This is a genomic window from Clostridium sp. BL-8 (assembly GCF_002006495.1).
Classification (GTDB): Bacteria; Bacillota; Clostridia; order Clostridiales; family Clostridiaceae; genus Clostridium.
The window spans coordinates 1-18,433 of sequence record NZ_LZZL01000001.1; the positions used below are offsets into that span (position 1 = coordinate 1).

Genomic DNA, 18,433 nt, shown 5'->3' on the forward strand with positions numbered 1-18,433 from the left:
CCGCTTAGCCATTCATTTACCTTGTTGCGAGATAAGCCATAAGCCGAGTTCTGTATTAAGCAATCATCTATCTAGGCTTACCGTTGCCAGTAAGCTCAAGCGACGCACCCGGAGGCGGGACGGGCAGCCCCTTAATTGCCTCCCTATTCGGTCTTGCTCCAAGTGGGGTTTACATAGCCGTGAAGTCTCCATCACGCTGGTGAGCTCTTACCATCACCTTTCCACCCTTACCTAAGTAAACTTAGGCGGTATATCTCTGTTGCACTTTCCTTCAAGTCGCCTTGACTGGACGTTATCCAGCACCCTGCCCTATGGAGCTCGGACTTTCCTCTCCTAGATCTAAGTCTAGCAGCGATTGCACGTCTCACTCGCAAAATATATCTTAACATACTTCCTTTCAATATGCAAATATATTTCAAAAGGCAATTTCTGTATATTACAAAATCTCATATTAAAACTTCCCACTTACAGTCAGCTAATTTTTCTCTATAAGATCAATATTTGTATTTTATATGTTGCAATTAGTTATACATTTTACATCTGGATATTTATTTAACCTATAGACTTCCCATATGTAATTTTATTATTTTAACATATATATTAATCTTATATCATAAATCACTTAAATTAAGCATATATGTTTTCTCATATTAAAATAAAAATTACTGCTAGTAAAATTATTATAATCAATCCATATATACTTACACCGCATAGTAATAATGTTAAAAGTATTATTGCTGCCACTATTATTTTAGGATAAAATAAACACCAAAATGGATTCTTACTAAAAAAAGGTGAAAAACCTCTATTTAAACCTGCCCATGAACTTTTTCTACCTGATCCTCTAAAAATATTTCCCATTGCCAGCTTACTATGTTTAAATATGCTTTTAAAATCATCTTTTAATTGCTCTCCAAATTTGCTTGAATCATCGTTTTTACTCATAACTCACCACAAAATTATTATTACAATATAAGTATATGCATATATATTCTATTTTAGTTAATTATTTTCTAGAAATTCCCATTTACAAAACAGATACAAAATTATACTTATCACATATACATAATAAATATAATCTCATTTTTAGAATTAAATAAATTCGTATGGATCAGCACTTTTCTTTGATGTTAAAAATTCAACATCTTTAAATATCTCCTTCAAAAATTCTAAGACTTTAAGAAACACAAGATATTCTGTGCAGAAGTGCCCTGCATCTATTATACTTATACCTAATTCCTTAAAGTCTGATGCAAAATGATAAGTTGTATCCCCTGTTATTATGCAGTTAGCTCCAAGATTTTTTGCCTTATAAAAAAGATCTTGCCCACTGCCATTTATTATTGCCAATGTTTTTACTTTATCAGAACCTCTAACAACTCTCATATGACCTACACCCAAATTGTGTTTAACGAGCTCTATAATATCAGAGAATGAAGCTTCATTCTTAAGCTTAACTATTCTTCCAATTCCACAATCCTTGTAATTTCTAGATTCATTTACTTCTATTATTCCCTCCGAAGTAAATCCAAGCATCTTCACGATTGTATCATTAATTCCGCCATTTGTACTATCTAAATTAGTATGACATGAATATAAAGCTATATCTTCCTTAATTAAAGTTATAACTTTCTCCCCTGTAAGATCTCCTTTAACTATGCTCTTAGGCCTTTTAAATAACAATGGATGATGAGTCAAAATCAAATCTGCATCAAGCTCTATTGCTTCCTTAATAACTTCATTTGTACAATCTAAACCTAAAAGAACCTTTTTAACTATCTTATTTTCATCTCCAACCATTAATCCCACATTATCATAATCTTCCTTTAAAAATTTCGGAGCAAATTCCTCAATTTCCCGTATTATATTTGATACTGTACTCATAATTACACCACCTAGAAATTCTTTAATAACCCTTGTAATTTTTTATTTTTCTCTAATAATTCGCTTTTTCGCATTGCTGCATGCTCAGTATTATCTTTAATAAAATCCATAATCTTTTTATTTTTCTCAATTTTACTTTCTATATATGCTTTTAACAAAGGTAATTTTCTATTTAACATTATAGGACTTATTTCATAAAATATATTTTCTAACGATATATAATCTCTCTTCTTATATCTTACTTTAAATATTTCATAATATTTGTTTTCATCTAAGCATATATCTTCATCTATAATTTCATAGTCATTATTATATAGATATTCTCGTAGTATTTCAGGATTTTGAGCTGGTTGTAGCAATAGATACTTCAAGTGTTTTACTTTTTCCAAATCTTTTTCTAATATATCTCTAATTAAATTTCCACCCATTCCTGCAATTAATACTACTTCTGCTTCCTTAATTCTTAAGGGTTCTAAGCCTCCTCCAAGTCTTAAATCTATTTTATCCATGACACCTTCTAACGATGCATTAATTCTGGCCTTGTTTAGAGGTTCTTTATTTATATCTGATGCAATAACTTTATTAACCATATCTCTTTTTACTAAATTAATTGGTATATATCCATGATCTGTTCCAACATCCATTGCAACTTGAACCTTATCCATCTTTTCCATAATCCAAGCTAATCTTTTACTTACTTCCATAATTACCTCTTTCTGATTTATAATGTATAATGCACAATGAACAATCTTTAATACATAATTAAGAATAATTAAGAGCGATATACTCTATTTCCTAATTGTGAATTTCGTATTGTACATTGTGCATTAATATAACTTTATAACTTCAATTAAATTCAAATTACTAAGCTGTAAAATTTCCTCTTAGCTGACTAATCTAAATAATCCTTTAATTTCTTGCTTCTTGATGGATGTCTTAACTTTCTTAAAGCTTTAGCTTCAATTTGTCTAATTCTTTCTCTTGTAACATTGAATTCCTTACCTACTTCTTCAAGAGTTCTAGCTCTTCCATCATCAAGTCCAAATCTTAGTCTTAATACTTTCTCCTCTCTTGGAGTTAATGTATCTAATACATTTATTAATTGCTCTTTAAGCATTGTAAATGCCGCTGCTTCAGCTGGTGCTGGTGCTTCATCATCTGGAATAAAATCTCCTAAATGTGAATCTTCTTCTTCACCTATTGGAGTTTCTAATGAAACTGGTTCTTGAGCAATCTTTTGAATTTCTCTAACCTTATCTACTGGGAGCTCCATAACTTTTGAAATTTCTTCTGGAAATGGATCTCTTCCTAATTCCTGCAATAATTGTCTTTGTACTCTTATAAGTTTATTTATAGTTTCTACCATGTGGACTGGTATTCTTATTGTCCTAGCCTGGTCAGCAATAGCTCTTGTTATTGCTTGCCTAATCCACCAAGTAGCATAAGTTGAAAACTTATAGCCTTTTCTATAATCAAACTTTTCAACGGCTTTAATAAGTCCTAAATTTCCTTCTTGAATTAAATCCAAGAATAGCATTCCTCTTCCAACATATCTTTTAGCTATACTTACAACTAATCTTAAATTTGCTTCAGCTAATTTCTTCTTAGCCTTTTGGTTTCCTTCTTCTATTTCTCTAGCATAAGTTATTTCTTGTTCAGAAGACAATAAAGGTACCTTTCCAATTTCCTTTAGGTACATTCTAACTGGGTCATCTATTGCAATACCTTCTGGTACTGATAAATCAATTTCTTCTTCCTCTTCAACGCTATTATCATTAACATCGCCTATGACTTCAACACCTGTCATTTCTAAAACTTCATATATCTTTTCTATTTGCTCTGGACTTAAATCAATGTGATCCATAGCTTCCATTATTTCTTTATATGTTAATGAACCATTCTTTTTACCTTTGTCAATTAACTCTTTTACAGCTGCCATTTTAGCATTTTTATCTTTCTTGTCATCTTTCGGCTTTATCACTTTTCCATTTGCCTTTTGTTCCATATTATTATTGCCTCCTTCCGTCATAACCTTTAACCTCTCTCTCCCTTTTTAAGTGCTTCTGATAATTTAGTGAGTTCTATCGCTATTTTTATAGATTCCTCAATATTCCCTTCTTTTTCAAATCTGTTTTGCTTTTTCTTTAATTCTTCAATTTTTAATTTAAGTTTAAAATTTTTAACTTCCATTAGATAATCATTAATAATCCTATTTTTATCAGCAACAGCTAGAATTTCATGTTCCTTTATTTTTATTAATTCTTTTGAACTTTCAATATCATTGCATCTGCTTTCTAAATATAATTTTATATCTTTAGTATCTTCTTTTTTACCTTGTAATATTAATGAATAAATTTTATTATGTGCTTCTATTACAAAATCTCCAACATTTATAACATTATTGAGTTCATCATAGAATTCCTCTTCAAACATCAACTTTAGCAAAGCTCTTTCAGCCTTTAAATATGCTGGTTCTACATATAATTTTGTTCCATCATATTCCTTTTTATTCACAAAATTGTCTTCTTTTTGTTTTTTTGCTATTACTTGTGAAAGTAAGTCATATAATGCCTGTTCCTTAATTGATGTTTCCTCCGAAATTTTCTTTATATATACATCTTTTTCTACTGGATTCAAATCCGCTAAAATTTCAGCAATTTTTTCTCCATATTGTACTAATTCATTTCCATTTTTTAAATTTATACCTTGCTCTGCCTTTTTTATCTTATATTCAATTAATGGCAATGCGTCTTTTGTTAATTTTAAAAATGCCTCTTTCCCATTGTTTCTTACAAATTCATCTGGATCTTTTCCTTGTGGTACCGTTAATACTTTCACATCAAAGCCAGCATTTCTCAAGATTTCTAATCCTCTTAAAGTTGCATTTTGTCCTGCTAAATCAGCATCATAAGAGATTATAACCTTACTCACATATCTTTTAAGAAGTCTTGCCTGGTTTACAGTAAGAGCTGTTCCAAGTGATGCCACAACATTAGTTATTCCATATTGATGAAGCGATATTAAATCCATATATCCTTCAACTATGATGATATAATCTTCTTGCAGCTGATTTTTAATTGCAAAATTTAATCCATAAAGATTAATTCCCTTTTGGAAAACTTTTGTCTCTGGTGAATTTAAATATTTTGGTTTTGAATCATCTAAAACCCTGCCTCCAAATCCAATAACTTTTCCCTTTGCATCAAATACTGGAAACATTACTCTATTTCTAAATTTGTCAAATATATTTCCACTCTTCTCGCTCTTAGACGCTAATCCTGCTTCGATCAATAAGTCATTTTTATATCCTTTTGTCCTTAGATAACTTATTAATCCCTGCCAGTCATTCAAGGAATAACCTAATCCAAACCTTTTTATAGTTTCCTCTTTAATTCCTCTTCTTAGAAAATATTCTTTTGCCATTTTATTTTTTTGCAGATTAGCAAAATAGTATCTAGCCGCTTCAACATTTATTTTATATAAAAGATCTCTTTTTCTTGAAACTGCAGTGTTTTCCTCTTCTTTTAATCTTAATACAATATTAGCTTTATCCGCTAAATACTTTGCTGCTTCCACAAATGTAAATTTTTTGTACTTCATGACAAAAGTAAATACGTTTCCTGCTTCACCACATGAAAAGCACTTATATATTTGCTTCTCGCTTGAAACACTGAATGACGGGGATTTATCATTATGAAACGGACACAATCCCATGTAATTTCTACCTGACTTTTTTAATCTTACATCCTCTGAAATAATATCAACAATATCATTCTGCTCTTTTATACTTTGAATTACTTCCTCTGGTATTTGCAAGGAGACATCTCCTTCCTGCTGATTTTTTCAGCAATTATATATTATTCGACATAATAACGAGTTTTCCTTCTAAAAATATTATAAATTTTTTATTTATTTTAATTATAGGTGCAACCCGTCTAAAAATACTTTTTATTGAATAACATTGCTATTAAATAATTCTTTTTTTTATTTTAAAATCCTCTTTTTATTTTTAAATGACTATTCCTCTAATAAAAAAAATTTTATTTATATATATTCTTTTAAATATTGCCTTATAAATTATAATTTGCCGTTAATCTATAACTAATTTAGGCACAAATATCTTATTAAAGAGTAATAAACAATAATCATCACTCATTCCTGCAATATAATCTGCTACACCTCTCTTCAATCCTTCCTCTTCTGTTATTTTCAAATAAATTCGAGGCATTTCTTCTGGATTTTTTTCAAAATACTCAATTAATTGTCTAACTATAAATTGTGCTTTAACTCTCTCTTCTTTCAATTTCTCTCCTAAATATATATTTTTAAACATAAACTTTCTTAATTCTATCATTGCTTCATTAATTTCTTTACTCAATCCAACTTCTTTGATTTCATTGTTTATATTATATGTTGAAGTTTTTACACAATCTTTAATCAATGTATTTAATCTTTGACTTGAATCATCCCCTAAAACTTTAACTATTTCTTTTGGTATTTGCTCTTTGCTTAATAAACCTGCTCTTATGGAATCATCAATATCATGATTTAGATAAGCCATTTTATCACTAAGCTTAACTACAACTCCCTCTAAAGTAAGTATATCCTCTATTGTCCCAAGTCCACTATGATGTAATATTCCATTTATCACTTCTTCAGTTAAGTTTAATCCTAAGCCGTCATTTTCAAGTTTTGTTACTACCCTCACACTTTGTTCATTATGCCTAAAACCATTCTTTAAATATTCGTTTAATACTTCTTCACCAATATGTGCAAATGCAACATGCCCTAAATCATGACCTAACGCTATTGCTTCAATTAAATTTTCATTTAATCCAATTCCAATACCAATATTTCGTGCAACTTGAGATACCTCTAACGTATGAGTTAGTCTAGTTCTATAATGATCACCGAATGTTTTTATATAAACTTGTGTCTTATGTTTCAATCTTCTAAATGATTTACTATGGATAATTCTATCTCTATCAAGCATATAGCAAGTTCTGATATCATCATCCTCTTCCTTAATTTTTCTTCCTCGAGAATGCTTTGAAAAGGCTGCTTCTTTAATCAATGTCAAGTTTTCAAAATTCTGAATTTTTTCCCTCACATTCATATATTCTCACCTCTTTTTATGTATTCTATCTTTATCATTATATTCCTCTATTTATTGCCTATATTTATTATTTGCAAATTATTTGAAAATAATATCCTTTACATATGAAATTTTATAATTTTATCAAATACTTTAAGTATATTAGTAAAATTATTTTAATATTATTTATTAATGAAGTTTTTTATCTTGCATATGAACTAAATTAAACAATCTCTTTATGAAGGAGTGTACTTATGAATACTGAAACTTTATCTTTACAAGATTCTAATCTTTCACCTGAAATCGTAAAACAAAATGTTTTGCCGTATTATAATTTACAAAACTCAAGAATTTCAATAGTAAAATTTAAAGACACTGATAAACAGAGAGCGGTATATAGAATAGATTCTGGAGAAAAAAGTTATTGTTTGAAAAAAGTTTACTATAATCTAAGAGACCTGCTCTACGTATATTCTGCTATTGAATGGTTATATAGAAATAATATAAGAGTTCCAAAACTTTTACCTACTATTGATAATAATCGCTTTGTATCCTACCAAGATATGCTGTTTATATTAACTCCTTGGATAGAAGGTGAAAAATGCAGTTTTGACAATATGAATCATGTTATGATATCTGTAAAAAAACTTTCTGCTATTCATTTAAAATCTCGAAATTTTCAACCTATTATAGGTAGTTCACAAAAAGAAAGTTTTGAAGATTATTACATATCAACCTTAAAACATTTTCAAGATTTACTTCATGCTTCAAATGAATCTTTTAAATATAAAGATACTTTTTCAAGACAATTTATTTCAAACTTTGACTTGAATTTGCGTCTTGCAAAAATTTCACTAGATATATCAAACAAAATTGATACTTCTAATTTAAGTAAATCTTTATGTCATGGTGATTATGTAAATAAAAATTTAATCTTTCCAACAGATCTTGATCCTTGGGTAATAGATTTTGATAAATGTAAAATGGATTATTGCGCAAAAGACCTTGCATATTTCATGCGCCGGCTGCTAAAACGAGAAAATACGAAATGGGATGTTGATTTAGCTTTATCTGTGTTAAATACTTACAACGAATCCTCTAGATTAACAGATTCAGATCTAAGGTACCTAATTTCATATATTTGTTTCCCACAAAAATATTGGAGAATTTCACGAGATTACTATAGAAATATTCATAAATGTAATAAATCCGCCTTTTTTACTTTACTCTCAAATGCAACTTCAAAAACCGATTTCCAATACGCTTTTGCATTAAATATAATAGACTCAGTTCAGAAAAAGTTTAATGTAAACTTATAATTAACTTCATTTTATAGGCTAAAAAGTATCCCCAAAATTTAAAATCAGGGATACTTTTTAACTTCAATTTTTAATTTATATTTAAACTAATCTTTATCATTAAATATATAGTGGTGTATTAGTTCTTAGGCACAATCACTATTTCATATAATTAAAAATAATCCGAAAAATAAGGTTTTTCTACTGGTATCAGCTGTTCTAAAACTTTTAACATATAATATTCTGTTTGCATTCTCCCACATTCATATAAGAACGTAGGACGCTTATATCCCATTAGCATGGTTGTTAAAGTTTGAATATCCATTTCTACTAGGTTTGCAGCATGAGTCTCTTCAATTTTTTCACATACTGTTTCTTCATCTCTCCAATAAATACTAAATGTTCCATTGTTCCATGAAGCTATTGGATCATTTATCTTAAAATTAATTTTTAAATTCTTTGACTTATCTAAAAAAGTGTATCTTAAAATAAATTCCTGAACATTTATGATCCTCGCCATAAAATAAGGTTCAATAGTTTCAACTATTTCACTATCTTCAAACAAAAAAGCCATTGGTTCTCCAGAATAGTTATACCCTTTCACTTCATTTACCATTGAATAATGAGCACTTATATAATTCCAAATTCCATGATGTGCTTCTGTATTTAAATAGACCATTTCTTTAATATAAAATGTATCATTTCTAATATAATAGATTAAATATCCAAGAGGCTTGTGATTTTTATTATAATAAATAGCTGCTATAATATCATCACTATCCCAGCGCCAATATTCATCCCACGCTAGTTCATCACGAATCATTGCTCCATGACGCTGCATCGAGAAATAATCATGCACATTTGAAAGATCCTCGCATTCTAAATCCACACGTTCCATCATACCTTCTACAAGTCTTTTTTTAGGGAGCTGAGAATCCTTTATTCTGAAAGTAATTTTATCAGAAATTATTTCCCAACCATGTTTTCTATAAAGAGGTATAGAATATGGATATAAAAAAGAAATTGTTTGCCCTTCCTTATGCATATGAGTAATAACTTGTTTGATTAGTGAATGAATTAATCCTTTACCTGTATACTCTGGATAAGTAGCCACTCCAGTAACCCCGCCCATCTTACAAATATTATCATGAATATTCACCTTCATTGAATATACTACAATCATTGAAGCTAATTTTTCATGATAAAACCATCCAAGCACATAAGCATTTTTAAGAATTGGCATTTTAGCTCTCATAATTTGATCTTCTGTCCAGCCAGAGCGCAAAAGTTCCTCCATGGTTATCTGAAAAGCATAACGCAAAAGCCCATTAAACTGCTCCAAGTCATCTTCTGTAAGCTTTCTCATTTTAAAATCACCATATACTTGAAGATATTTCTTTGTATCCTTCATAACTCCTCCTTATGATTTATATCATTTGCCTGCTAGTATATAACTAACTTTATTTTTACTATTTTGCTCTTTATTTTATATCTTTATTATATTCCATTTATGTTAAAAATTAATACTTACCCTATAATAAAAATAAGGCATTAAATTCAAAATTAATAATTTTAAACTATAATGCCTGTACTTGTTCTTGTATTAATAGATTTAAATTTTCTCTATACAAGAATTATTAATAAACTTTTATTTACATAATTGATCTAACATATTACTAATCTTCATTAAATATATCTTCTATGAATTTCTCGAAATTTTCTCTTTGAGTATGCTCATTATCTTGATATATTTGTTTTGAAGTTACTACTAAGTTTAATTCATCAGCGTCTAATGAATACATTTCATCATATTTATTATTTTCATATAAATCTCTTAAAGTTTCTCCTATTTTTAAAAGACTTTCATAATGTTTTCCGTTTGAGAAGCCTCTAATTATAGGATTTTCATCATCTTGGCTGAAAAAAAATAAAGATTTAGCCAGCCAGCCTTCTTCTGCCATTCCTCTTCTTGTAGTATTTGTTAAGACAAAATTTAAATACTCTGTAAATTCCGTAAATCTTCCTGTATGAGTTTTTATTCCAACAATAGGATACCATAAGCCTTTTATCTTTCCACTATTAGTTCCTGATGATCTAAAATAAGCTAAAGTAACTCTCTCTATTCCGTATATATATTCAATACTAACGTCTATTAACCCAATCATTCTAAAAGGTCTTTCTGAATATAAATTTGCTACGAAGGTTTTCGGATAAATTCCTAATATCTTGATTGAATTTGGCATAATAATACCTCCTCAATTTAATCTTTTGAGTTCTATTAGGAGATAAACCATGTGATATTAGTAAAAGTCTCCTCAATCACATGGTCCATCTTTAATATCAATTTACATTTTTAATTTTATCAAGTTGTTCTTTTATCTCTCCAATGCTTTTGTAACTCTCTTCAATATTCATTAGTTTCTTTAAGAAAATCTTTTCCTCTAAATTTAAGTCAAGTTCTTCAAACCAGGGTTTTTCTTCTTCATCTGTTTCTTTATAAGATGAATAATACAAATGAATTAAAAAGTCACCTATAAACCAATAATCCACATCTTTTACATACCTTTTATTATCAATAATTCGAGCTAATCCAAAATCAATTAATGCTATATCTCCATTTTCTTTCAAAATTACATTAGTGGGCCTTATATCTCGGTGTACTATATTATTATTATGCAGTATCTCAACTAGATCTAAAAGCTGGCTCCCAACTTTATAAATCTCATTTTTGCTAAATTCATATTGTTCTCTAGCTAATAAATCTTGAAATACTTTTCCTTCCACATATTCTAATATATAGCCTTCCCTATCTTCATCTTTAAATTTTGATATAAATTTAGGAAAATTAGGATAGTTTAAATCTTGCAATATTTTCTCTTCATAAAACAACTTTTTTCTAGTTTCCTCAAGCATTTCTTTCTTTAATTGCTTTATTACACATTTTTCATCTTCGTTATTGACACCTAAATATGCAATTCCATATCTGCCTTCACCTATTATTTTAAGAACAGAGTATCCACTTACCTTTTCTCCTACCTCATAATACCTATCCATAATAAAATCTTATCGCCATTTTATCTTAAATATTATCGGCTATATGATTCACTATATGGTCTGCTATATGACTCACTTGATCTACTTGGATTACTCCATGATCTTGAACTACTATTTGAACTACTATTTGATCTACTGCTTGAATGGCTTCTTGAGCTACTTGAATTACTATTGGATCTACTTGAATTACTATTGGAATTGCTATTTGAATTACTTCTAGAATTGCTTCCTGATACATTCGAATTACTTCTTGATGCGCTAATTTTGTAATAGCTATGACCATTATATGATTCATTTATATAAGAATTCATACATAACACCTCTTTTGTTTTTTTAATAACTATAAAGTTATCTTTATGTTATATAGTATGAATTAACTAAATCTTATGTTACTCATTTTCTTCTACATTTAAAAATTTAAGTAGACTTTTTTTATTCTAATTCTTCTCCTTCATTTCAATAACTTTTTTATACCAATAAAATGCAAGTTCACATCAAGCAACAATTTTTTCTGTATTATTTTCATCTTTAATTACTACAGCATTATTATTGAAAATTTTATAAATTACCATTGTACACCACCCTTTATAGTAATTTGATTCTTATATAATAAACGCTAAATATAATTTTTATACTATCATACTAACATTTGCAATCATGTATAAAAAAAATACCTGTTTATGTATTATTATGAATATAAAACATTTCATAATAATACATAAACAGGTATAGATTGCTTTTGCAATCACCATCCATTAACATCATTATAGTATATGAAATAGACTTTTATAATATAAATTTAGTCTAAATTAGTGACTACTCCATCGAGAGGAATAGTTACTAATTTTCCAGTACTATCAATTGTGCAGTTTGTTCCTTCAATAATATTTTTATTATTGTATATATTCATTTCAAATGTGTAAAAATCTTTAGCAACACTATATGTATTTGTAACAACAGTACCTGTCATTTCTCCTTTTTTTATTAAATCCAACGCTTCTGGTATACCATCACATCCAATGACAACTATCTTTTTTTCATTATTTCCTAAATTATAACCATGTTCCTGCAAAGATTTTATAGCACCTATAGCCATACCATCTTCAACAGTAATTATTGCTTCTATTCTATTTCCAAATCTTAAAAAAAATTCATCTACATCATTTTTAGCCACATCCTGATCCCAATAACAAAATTTCTCGCCAATTTTATTACTTTGTATATTACTGCTATTTATTTTCAAAGCATAATATTTTGCTCTGTTGATAGAAATTACATTATCGGGTGAGCCTAATAACATAATATAGCTTAGTATATTATCTCCATTTTTATCTATGGCTCTTTTATTCTTATTCCATGCATTTACAATAATATCACCTTCTAAAGTTCCTTGTTCAGCTGGATTTATGCTTGCCAAAAAAGCTTTTTCATAGGATTTTATCATTTCTTGCTCAGCATTATAAACAAAAATTACTGGTATATTAAATTCTTTGATTCTATTTATAGTATATTTTGTATGGGTTGCATCCACTATGTCTATAGTTATAATGTCAGCATTTTGTTTTGAAAGGATATCTTCAAGTTGGTCATCCTGTACCTTTTGATCTCCCTTTCCATCATAGAAAGTATATTCTACCTTTCCCAGATTTTCCTGTTCAATTTTTTTCATATCTTCAGTAAGTAACTTTATAGAAGATATATTGTAATTGCTAAATAACACACCAACTCTAATAGTATGTTTGGTATTGGCAGTTTCAATGCTTCTAAAATTTTTCTTACATCCTTGTAATAATACAGCTATTATAATAAAAAATATTATACTTATTGAAGTTGTTTTCTTTAAGATGTTCATCTTATTCTCCTCATATTAATTTCGTACATTCTATATCATATATAAGTTAAATTAAATAGTTCACATTGCATATTTTAAGTTCGTCTTCATGTAAATAATAGTGATGTAATCTCATTATTTAAACTTATACAGATAGAATTATAAAAATTCTATCTATGATATCTAGTATTATTTTATGATACGAAATTTATACGTTTCTAATATATAGATGAATTATATCTTAAGCATTGCTCATCTGTTACGTTTCATTAATTATTAATTTTGTACGTAAATTCTAATCATATTTAAGCACAGCAATCCCTGAATAATCCTTAATATTTGCTTTGCTTAATTCAAGCTTTTCATACTCTTTTGCTTTTAGTCCTGAAGCTGAAATGAATTTATCAACCTTTCCAAAGATATAACCAACTAGCCCTAGTGCTTTTGTCCTGTAGTGCATAGGTATAACAATTGTTGGGTTTAACTGCTTCATTACTTGAACCGCATCAACTGCATTAAGTGTGGCTAATCCCCCAACAGGAAGAAGTAGTATGTCTACATTTCCTAACTCCTCTATCTGATTGAAATTTAGAAGATGTCCAAGATCACCACAATGACAAATATTTATATCATCAATCTTAAAATTATATATAGTATTTTTCCCTCTCTTAGATCCAGAAGTTTTATCATGAAATGTTTGGACACCTTTTATTTCTATTCCATGTTCTGAAAAACTTCCCGGCTCATTTATGTGTACGAAACTACTCTTGACTATACTTGTGTTATTATGGTCACTATGATCGTGACTTGTAGATACTATATCAGCTTCCATTTCAGACAGCTTATAACCAAGCATTTTCTTATATGGATCTGTTAATACTTTTATTCCACTTTTAGATGTTATCATAAAACATGATTGACCAAACCATTTAATTTTCATCTTAATTCTCCAATCTTTTTTGATATTTAAGTTTTCATTTTATTTTAATGATGAAATTATTTCTTTTGTCGTTCTAATTTTGCCTATCCTAGGGAAGATATACTTACAAACATAATCATGTTCTTCTTTAGTTATAGCTGACATTGCATCTTCTGCAAAAATTTGATTATATCCATGTTGATAAGCCTCTCTTGCTGTAGTATCCACACCAATGTTAGTAGAAACCCCACCTAATATAATAGTATCAATTCCTCGACGTCTTAATTGTAAGTCTAGGTCAGTACCATAAAATGCTCCCCATTGTTTCTTAGTAATAATATGTGCATTCTTAGTATCTGCTATTTCAGGTACAAGGTTATCCCAGCCTTCTGGATATTTCATCCCAGCAGCCTTTAAATCAGTTTTTGGTTTAACCATATCTTTACCGTCTATAGTAGACACTCTTACAAGAACTATAAATGCACCTTTATCGCTAAACGTCTTAACTAACTTGCTTGCATTTTGGATAACTTCTTCACTTGTATAAGGTGAAGGGGAAAGCTCTCTAGATGCAATTCCATTTTGTAAGTCTATAAGTACAAGAGCACTTTTTTCTGCATTAATAAATTCATTTTCATTTAATTTTATATTTTCCATATTCATTCATATCTCCTTTTAAATTTTATTTTTTATAGAATTAATTATCTATTAAATAAGAATTGTTTAAATACTTGCTATGAAAATTAATAATTCCATAATCTAATAATTATTCGCTTAAACTAAGTTTTTTATAAACCTTAAAGTAAACCCAAATTGCATTTGCAAGTAACAACGCACTTGTAACAAAGAATACATATTGCATTCCTAAAATTCCTGCAATCTGCCCACCTAAGACTGAACCTCCAAATACTCCCAAATATCCTGCTGACATATTAAAACCAAATACTCTGCCAGTAAGAGAAGACGGTGTTATTTTTTTTAATATAATATTTACAGATGGATTAAGCCCCGCAGATGCTAGTCCTAATAGAAATCGAAGTCCCATTAACTGCCAAGTATTTTGTACAAAAGCTTGTGGTATAAAAATAATCACCGCACCTATAAGACATGCTAACATTACTTTATGAGCTCCTATCTTATCTGAAAGTTTTCCAAGCCTTGGAGCAGCAATTATATTTGCAAGACCAGAAGCTGAAAATGTAATTCCCGCTAGAAGGGCGATATGTGAACTATTATTAGATAACTGCTTAACATATATTGTTACAATTGGTTCTACAGAATACAATGCTACAGATAATATAAAGAAAGTTAAAAACATTGTAACAGTTAAGCTTTTTTGTGGAACAGAACTCCAAATTTCTTTAATAGTAAGTACCTTTTTCTCTTCTCTAACAAAGGATTCTTTCACAAATATAAGCGTTGTAATAAATGAAATTAAAAGTAAAGCCCCTGTTATGAAAAATACACTTTGTAGTCCTAATATCTCATCTATAAAACCACCAACTGTTGGGCCTAGTAAAGAACCTGCAATACTTGCTGTTGATAGTGTACCTAACGCATATCCCGCATGTTCCTTATCAGTTTGAGTTGCAATTAGTGCAGTACAGGCTGTACTGTAACCAGTAATTACTCCTTGAAGCAACCTTAAGCCTATGAGTATATACACGTTTGGTGCAAACCCCATGCAGCCTATGGTTATTGCCATACCAAGGCTTGCTCTAAGTATCATTGGCTTTCGTCCATATTTATCAGCTGCACTTCCCCAAATTGGTGAAAAAATAGCAGAAATTATAAACGTAATCCCAAAGGCAATTCCTGAAATTTTTGTAATTGTTGCTGTATCTTGAACACCAAGATGTTGTATGTAAAGTGGTAATACTGGGGCAATCTGGCTCATTCCTATAGCAGCCACAAATATTCCAAACCAACATACTATTAAATTCTTCCTCCACATTTCCATAAATATACTCCTCTCTTTTGTATAAATTAATATATGATAAAATTTTTTGATAATAATTATCCTAATTTATAACACAATATAAAATAGAATAATATGCAACAAAAGTCTTATTAAATAACACAACACTAAATTGTGCATTATTTATTTTTTTAGTCATCTCATATCCGCACTTTTATTATAAACTATATTTTATAGTTTGTAAATTATAAAATATAGATTATAGTTTATAATTATAATTTGATAAGTACATTTTATAATGTTAAACTACTATTATAACGTAAGATTATAGGAGTGAAAATCGAATGCAAAAAAGAAATTTAACAAAAGAAAGAATTATTAAAATTGCTTTTTCTTTGGCAGATGAAATTGGCATTAATCAAGTCACCTTTCAAAAAATTGCAAAGGAATTAAATATAAAATACCAATCTTTATATAATTATTTTACTAATATGGATAACCTAAAAACAGAAATGACTGTGTATCTTTTAAATGAATTGAATGTGAAATTAATGCATAGATTAGTTGGCAAGAGCGGAGACGATGCTATAATGGAATATGCCTCTATTTATAAAGAATTTGCTTTTGAAAATACCGTTGCTTATGGGCTTTTTATTAGTATTCCAAGTACAGAAAATACTGAATTGTTTCGTTTAGCAAGAGAAACTACTCATATTATTCGTCAGCTTTTAGAATTTTATATTAAAGATGAAATTCTCTTGGTTCATAAGAGCCGAACCTTACGAAGTCTTCTACATGGTTTTGTATCTTTACATGCTTTTGGATATTTCCAGGGTGAAATAAATATAGATGAAAGCTTTCAAGTAATGATCGATGATTTTATTTCATCACTTAAGGATAAATAAGACGATTTCATTGCATATTTATTATATTCTTATGCAGACCAAAAATTGAAATCACTTAAAATATAGATGTCCTCATACAACAATACACTTGAAGAAAGTAAAATCATTTTCTTTCTTCAAGTGTATTGTTGCATAATAATTTCTATAGATTGTGTTAAAAACTTTATGCTATCTGTGGCTTAATTACTTTAATTTAGAATAGCAAAAATAGATGACCATTTTACTATATTTTTCCATATAACTTTTCGAAAAGTTTCTAAAAGTTATATGCATATTCAGATATTCAAATTATGAAATATACTTAATTAATTTAAAACTTGTAAATATTAAATGTATATTGCTATAAACCTTTTATAAGTTTTTAGATTGCAAATAATCTGGCAAAGGGATATCTGGATCGTGAGAGTCAGTATTAATATACGTTTTAGGGTATGCATCTCTATATTTCGACGGAGTTACGCCTTCGTATTTCTTAAAAAGTTTCATAAAATATTTTTCATCTTTAAAGCTTAGTATATGAGAGATTTCTTTAATGCTTTTATCGGAGCTTATTAATAATTCTTTTGCTTTGTTTATTTTAACATTATTTATATATTTTAATGTACTTATACCCGTATTTTTTTTAAACAAACGGTTTACATGATCAGCAGTAAAATTAAATCTATCTGCTAACATTTGCACTGATATGTCTTTCCCCACGTTTACCCGTATCCACTCTAGCATTTGAAAGAATTTTTGATTTAATACATTTTTCTCTGCACTAGATGTGTTAACTGAATTTATGAATTGTTGAGTTAACTCAACTGTTAATTCTGATACCAGATAATCAGTTGATAAATGAGTATAATATGATGAATTAGCCGTGTGTAGTATCTGTTTCAAATAAATTAATGCTTTATCTAGATCAGTTAATGAAAAGAAAGTTGGTAATAGAATATTCTCTGACTCATTTGAATTTAACATTGAAATAATTTCTTTATAAATTTCAGACTTATTTATCATTTTCTCTTCGGCATTACAAAAAAAATGAATCCAATAAAAACTACTGCCTTCTTGTGAAGGTGCATATCCAAAATGTAATACTTTAGGAACTAAAAATAAAACATCTCCTGGATTTATTTCATATTGTTCATTTCCTTGCTGAATATATATTGTTCCTTTAATTCCAACAATGATTTCATAATCTCTTATAAAAGTAAAAGATTTATGGTACCAATTCCTCCCACAAACAAACTCTCCTGACTTAAAATAAGAAAGAGGTTTACTTACATTTGTTTTAAAATATAACATATCTGATTTCACCACCAAAAACATGATTTTGTCAGTTGTTCGATAAAAGTAAACGATTTATAATAAAATCAAAAATACCCTATTAATTCCTACCTACATTATAATTTGCTTAAAATTTAATGTCAAACAAAGAAAAAAATAATATTTAATGGAGGTGAATTACATAATGATCTACTAGATATTTTCAACACTAAATGTCGTATTTGTCCACCTAAAAAACATGTTATAAGGAGAGATAA

General features: G+C 28.6%; 18 protein-coding genes and 1 other RNA gene. 2 read left to right on the forward strand and 17 right to left on the reverse strand.

The genetic code is table 11. The features are described from left to right. Positions 1 to 23: 23 nt before the first annotated feature. From rnpB to CLOBL_RS00035, 7 genes are all read right to left on the reverse strand, one after another. Positions 24 to 371, reverse strand: an RNA gene (gene rnpB / locus CLOBL_RS00005) — RNase P RNA component class A. A 274-nt stretch (positions 372 to 645) separates the two neighbouring features. Next, positions 646 to 945, reverse strand: a complete 300-nt coding sequence (locus tag CLOBL_RS00010; protein ID WP_009168779.1) for a hypothetical protein — start codon at positions 943 to 945, stop codon at positions 646 to 648. 147 nt (positions 946 to 1,092) lie between these two features. Continuing rightward, positions 1,093 to 1,884 carry a Nif3-like dinuclear metal center hexameric protein gene (locus tag CLOBL_RS00015; protein ID WP_077857119.1) on the reverse strand — a complete coding sequence of 264 codons (792 nt, stop codon included), beginning with the start codon at positions 1,882 to 1,884 and terminating at the stop codon, positions 1,093 to 1,095. Positions 1,885 to 1,895: 11 nt separating this feature from the next. Further along, positions 1,896 to 2,588: a class I SAM-dependent methyltransferase gene (locus CLOBL_RS00020; protein WP_077857120.1), complete on the reverse strand. Its 693-nt coding sequence runs from the start codon at positions 2,586 to 2,588 to the stop codon at positions 1,896 to 1,898. 188 nt (positions 2,589 to 2,776) lie between these two features. After that, entirely contained in the window at positions 2,777 to 3,913 is a 1,137-nt protein-coding gene (gene rpoD / locus CLOBL_RS00025) for an RNA polymerase sigma factor RpoD (RefSeq protein WP_009168776.1), read from the reverse strand. A 5-nt stretch (positions 3,914 to 3,918) separates the two neighbouring features. After that, positions 3,919 to 5,700 carry a DNA primase gene (gene dnaG, locus CLOBL_RS00030; RefSeq protein WP_077857121.1) on the reverse strand — a complete coding sequence of 594 codons (1,782 nt, stop codon included), beginning with the start codon at positions 5,698 to 5,700 and terminating at the stop codon, positions 3,919 to 3,921. Positions 5,701 to 5,974: 274 nt separating this feature from the next. Continuing rightward, entirely contained in the window at positions 5,975 to 7,000 is a 1,026-nt protein-coding gene (locus CLOBL_RS00035; protein WP_077857122.1) for a deoxyguanosinetriphosphate triphosphohydrolase, read from the reverse strand. 233 nt (positions 7,001 to 7,233) lie between these two features. Between CLOBL_RS00035 and CLOBL_RS00040 the strand changes: the two genes are divergently transcribed. Beyond that, the gene (locus tag CLOBL_RS00040; RefSeq protein ID WP_077857123.1) at positions 7,234 to 8,298 is read left to right on the forward strand and encodes a CotS family spore coat protein; all 1,065 of its coding nucleotides are present in this window, start codon (positions 7,234 to 7,236) and stop codon (positions 8,296 to 8,298) included. A gap of 151 nt (positions 8,299 to 8,449) precedes the next feature. Here CLOBL_RS00040 and CLOBL_RS00045 read toward each other — a convergent pair whose 3' ends face one another. The 9 genes from CLOBL_RS00045 to CLOBL_RS00080 form a co-directional block, all read right to left on the reverse strand. Further along, a complete protein-coding gene (locus CLOBL_RS00045; protein WP_077857124.1) occupies positions 8,450 to 9,688 on the reverse strand; it encodes a GNAT family N-acetyltransferase in 1,239 nt (412 codons plus the stop codon). Positions 9,689 to 9,953: 265 nt separating this feature from the next. Next, positions 9,954 to 10,520 carry a hypothetical protein gene (locus CLOBL_RS00050; protein WP_077857125.1) on the reverse strand — a complete coding sequence of 189 codons (567 nt, stop codon included), beginning with the start codon at positions 10,518 to 10,520 and terminating at the stop codon, positions 9,954 to 9,956. A 97-nt stretch (positions 10,521 to 10,617) separates the two neighbouring features. Beyond that, positions 10,618 to 11,331, reverse strand: coding sequence for a protein kinase family protein (locus tag CLOBL_RS00055; protein WP_077857126.1), 714 nt, complete (start codon positions 11,329 to 11,331; stop codon positions 10,618 to 10,620). Between the two features lie 25 nt (positions 11,332 to 11,356). After that, a complete protein-coding gene (locus tag CLOBL_RS00060; RefSeq protein WP_179117655.1) occupies positions 11,357 to 11,569 on the reverse strand; it encodes a hypothetical protein in 213 nt (70 codons plus the stop codon). Positions 11,570 to 11,825: 256 nt separating this feature from the next. Further along, on the reverse strand, positions 11,826 to 11,903 hold the full coding sequence (locus tag CLOBL_RS27395; protein WP_242953759.1) for a CAT RNA binding domain-containing protein: 78 nt from the start codon (positions 11,901 to 11,903) through the stop codon (positions 11,826 to 11,828). Between the two features lie 227 nt (positions 11,904 to 12,130). Then, a complete protein-coding gene (locus CLOBL_RS00065) occupies positions 12,131 to 13,183 on the reverse strand; it encodes a substrate-binding domain-containing protein (RefSeq protein WP_077857127.1) in 1,053 nt (350 codons plus the stop codon). A gap of 274 nt (positions 13,184 to 13,457) precedes the next feature. Then, positions 13,458 to 14,102, reverse strand: coding sequence for an MBL fold metallo-hydrolase (locus tag CLOBL_RS00070; protein WP_077857128.1), 645 nt, complete (start codon positions 14,100 to 14,102; stop codon positions 13,458 to 13,460). Between the two features lie 39 nt (positions 14,103 to 14,141). Further along, complete coding sequence (locus tag CLOBL_RS00075; RefSeq protein WP_077857175.1) at positions 14,142 to 14,738, reverse strand: hydrolase; 597 nt, start codon at positions 14,736 to 14,738, stop codon at positions 14,142 to 14,144. Positions 14,739 to 14,847: 109 nt separating this feature from the next. Beyond that, positions 14,848 to 16,041, reverse strand: a complete 1,194-nt coding sequence (locus tag CLOBL_RS00080; protein WP_077857129.1) for a multidrug efflux MFS transporter — start codon at positions 16,039 to 16,041, stop codon at positions 14,848 to 14,850. 302 nt (positions 16,042 to 16,343) lie between these two features. Between CLOBL_RS00080 and CLOBL_RS00085 the strand changes: the two genes are divergently transcribed. Further along, positions 16,344 to 16,904: a TetR/AcrR family transcriptional regulator gene (locus CLOBL_RS00085; RefSeq protein ID WP_077857130.1), complete on the forward strand. Its 561-nt coding sequence runs from the start codon at positions 16,344 to 16,346 to the stop codon at positions 16,902 to 16,904. 351 nt (positions 16,905 to 17,255) lie between these two features. On the opposite strand, the gene CLOBL_RS00090 is transcribed toward CLOBL_RS00085, so the two are convergent. Next, on the reverse strand, positions 17,256 to 18,194 hold the full coding sequence (locus CLOBL_RS00090; protein WP_179117656.1) for an AraC family transcriptional regulator: 939 nt from the start codon (positions 18,192 to 18,194) through the stop codon (positions 17,256 to 17,258). Between the last annotated feature and the right edge of the window lie 239 nt (positions 18,195 to 18,433).

Bases quoted from the DNA above. Each gene is read 5' to 3' on its own strand.
- CLOBL_RS00090 (WP_179117656.1), bottom strand. From the start codon at position 18,194: ATGTTATATTTTAAAACAAATGTAAGTAAACCTCTTTCTTATTTTAAG.
- CLOBL_RS00075 (WP_077857175.1), bottom strand. From the start codon at position 14,738: ATGGAAAATATAAAATTAAATGAAAATGAATTTATTAATGCAGAAAAA.
- CLOBL_RS00045 (WP_077857124.1), bottom strand. From the start codon at position 9,688: ATGAAGGATACAAAGAAATATCTTCAAGTATATGGTGATTTTAAAATG.
- CLOBL_RS00060 (WP_179117655.1), bottom strand. From the start codon at position 11,569: ATGTATCAGGAAGCAATTCTAGAAGTAATTCAAATAGCAATTCCAATA.
- CLOBL_RS00010 (WP_009168779.1), bottom strand. From the start codon at position 945: ATGAGTAAAAACGATGATTCAAGCAAATTTGGAGAGCAATTAAAAGAT.
- CLOBL_RS00050 (WP_077857125.1), bottom strand. From the start codon at position 10,520: ATGCCAAATTCAATCAAGATATTAGGAATTTATCCGAAAACCTTCGTA.
- CLOBL_RS00055 (WP_077857126.1), bottom strand. From the start codon at position 11,331: ATGGATAGGTATTATGAGGTAGGAGAAAAGGTAAGTGGATACTCTGTT.
- CLOBL_RS00070 (WP_077857128.1), bottom strand. From the start codon at position 14,102: ATGAAAATTAAATGGTTTGGTCAATCATGTTTTATGATAACATCTAAA.
- CLOBL_RS27395 (WP_242953759.1), bottom strand. From the start codon at position 11,903: ATGGTAATTTATAAAATTTTCAATAATAATGCTGTAGTAATTAAAGAT.
- CLOBL_RS00015 (WP_077857119.1), bottom strand. From the start codon at position 1,884: ATGAGTACAGTATCAAATATAATACGGGAAATTGAGGAATTTGCTCCG.
- CLOBL_RS00040 (WP_077857123.1), top strand. From the start codon at position 7,234: ATGAATACTGAAACTTTATCTTTACAAGATTCTAATCTTTCACCTGAA.
- CLOBL_RS00080 (WP_077857129.1), bottom strand. From the start codon at position 16,041: ATGGAAATGTGGAGGAAGAATTTAATAGTATGTTGGTTTGGAATATTT.
- CLOBL_RS00065 (WP_077857127.1), bottom strand. From the start codon at position 13,183: ATGAACATCTTAAAGAAAACAACTTCAATAAGTATAATATTTTTTATT.
- rpoD (WP_009168776.1), bottom strand. From the start codon at position 3,913: ATGACGGAAGGAGGCAATAATAATATGGAACAAAAGGCAAATGGAAAA.
- CLOBL_RS00035 (WP_077857122.1), bottom strand. From the start codon at position 7,000: ATGAATGTGAGGGAAAAAATTCAGAATTTTGAAAACTTGACATTGATT.
- CLOBL_RS00020 (WP_077857120.1), bottom strand. From the start codon at position 2,588: ATGGAAGTAAGTAAAAGATTAGCTTGGATTATGGAAAAGATGGATAAG.
- CLOBL_RS00085 (WP_077857130.1), top strand. From the start codon at position 16,344: ATGCAAAAAAGAAATTTAACAAAAGAAAGAATTATTAAAATTGCTTTT.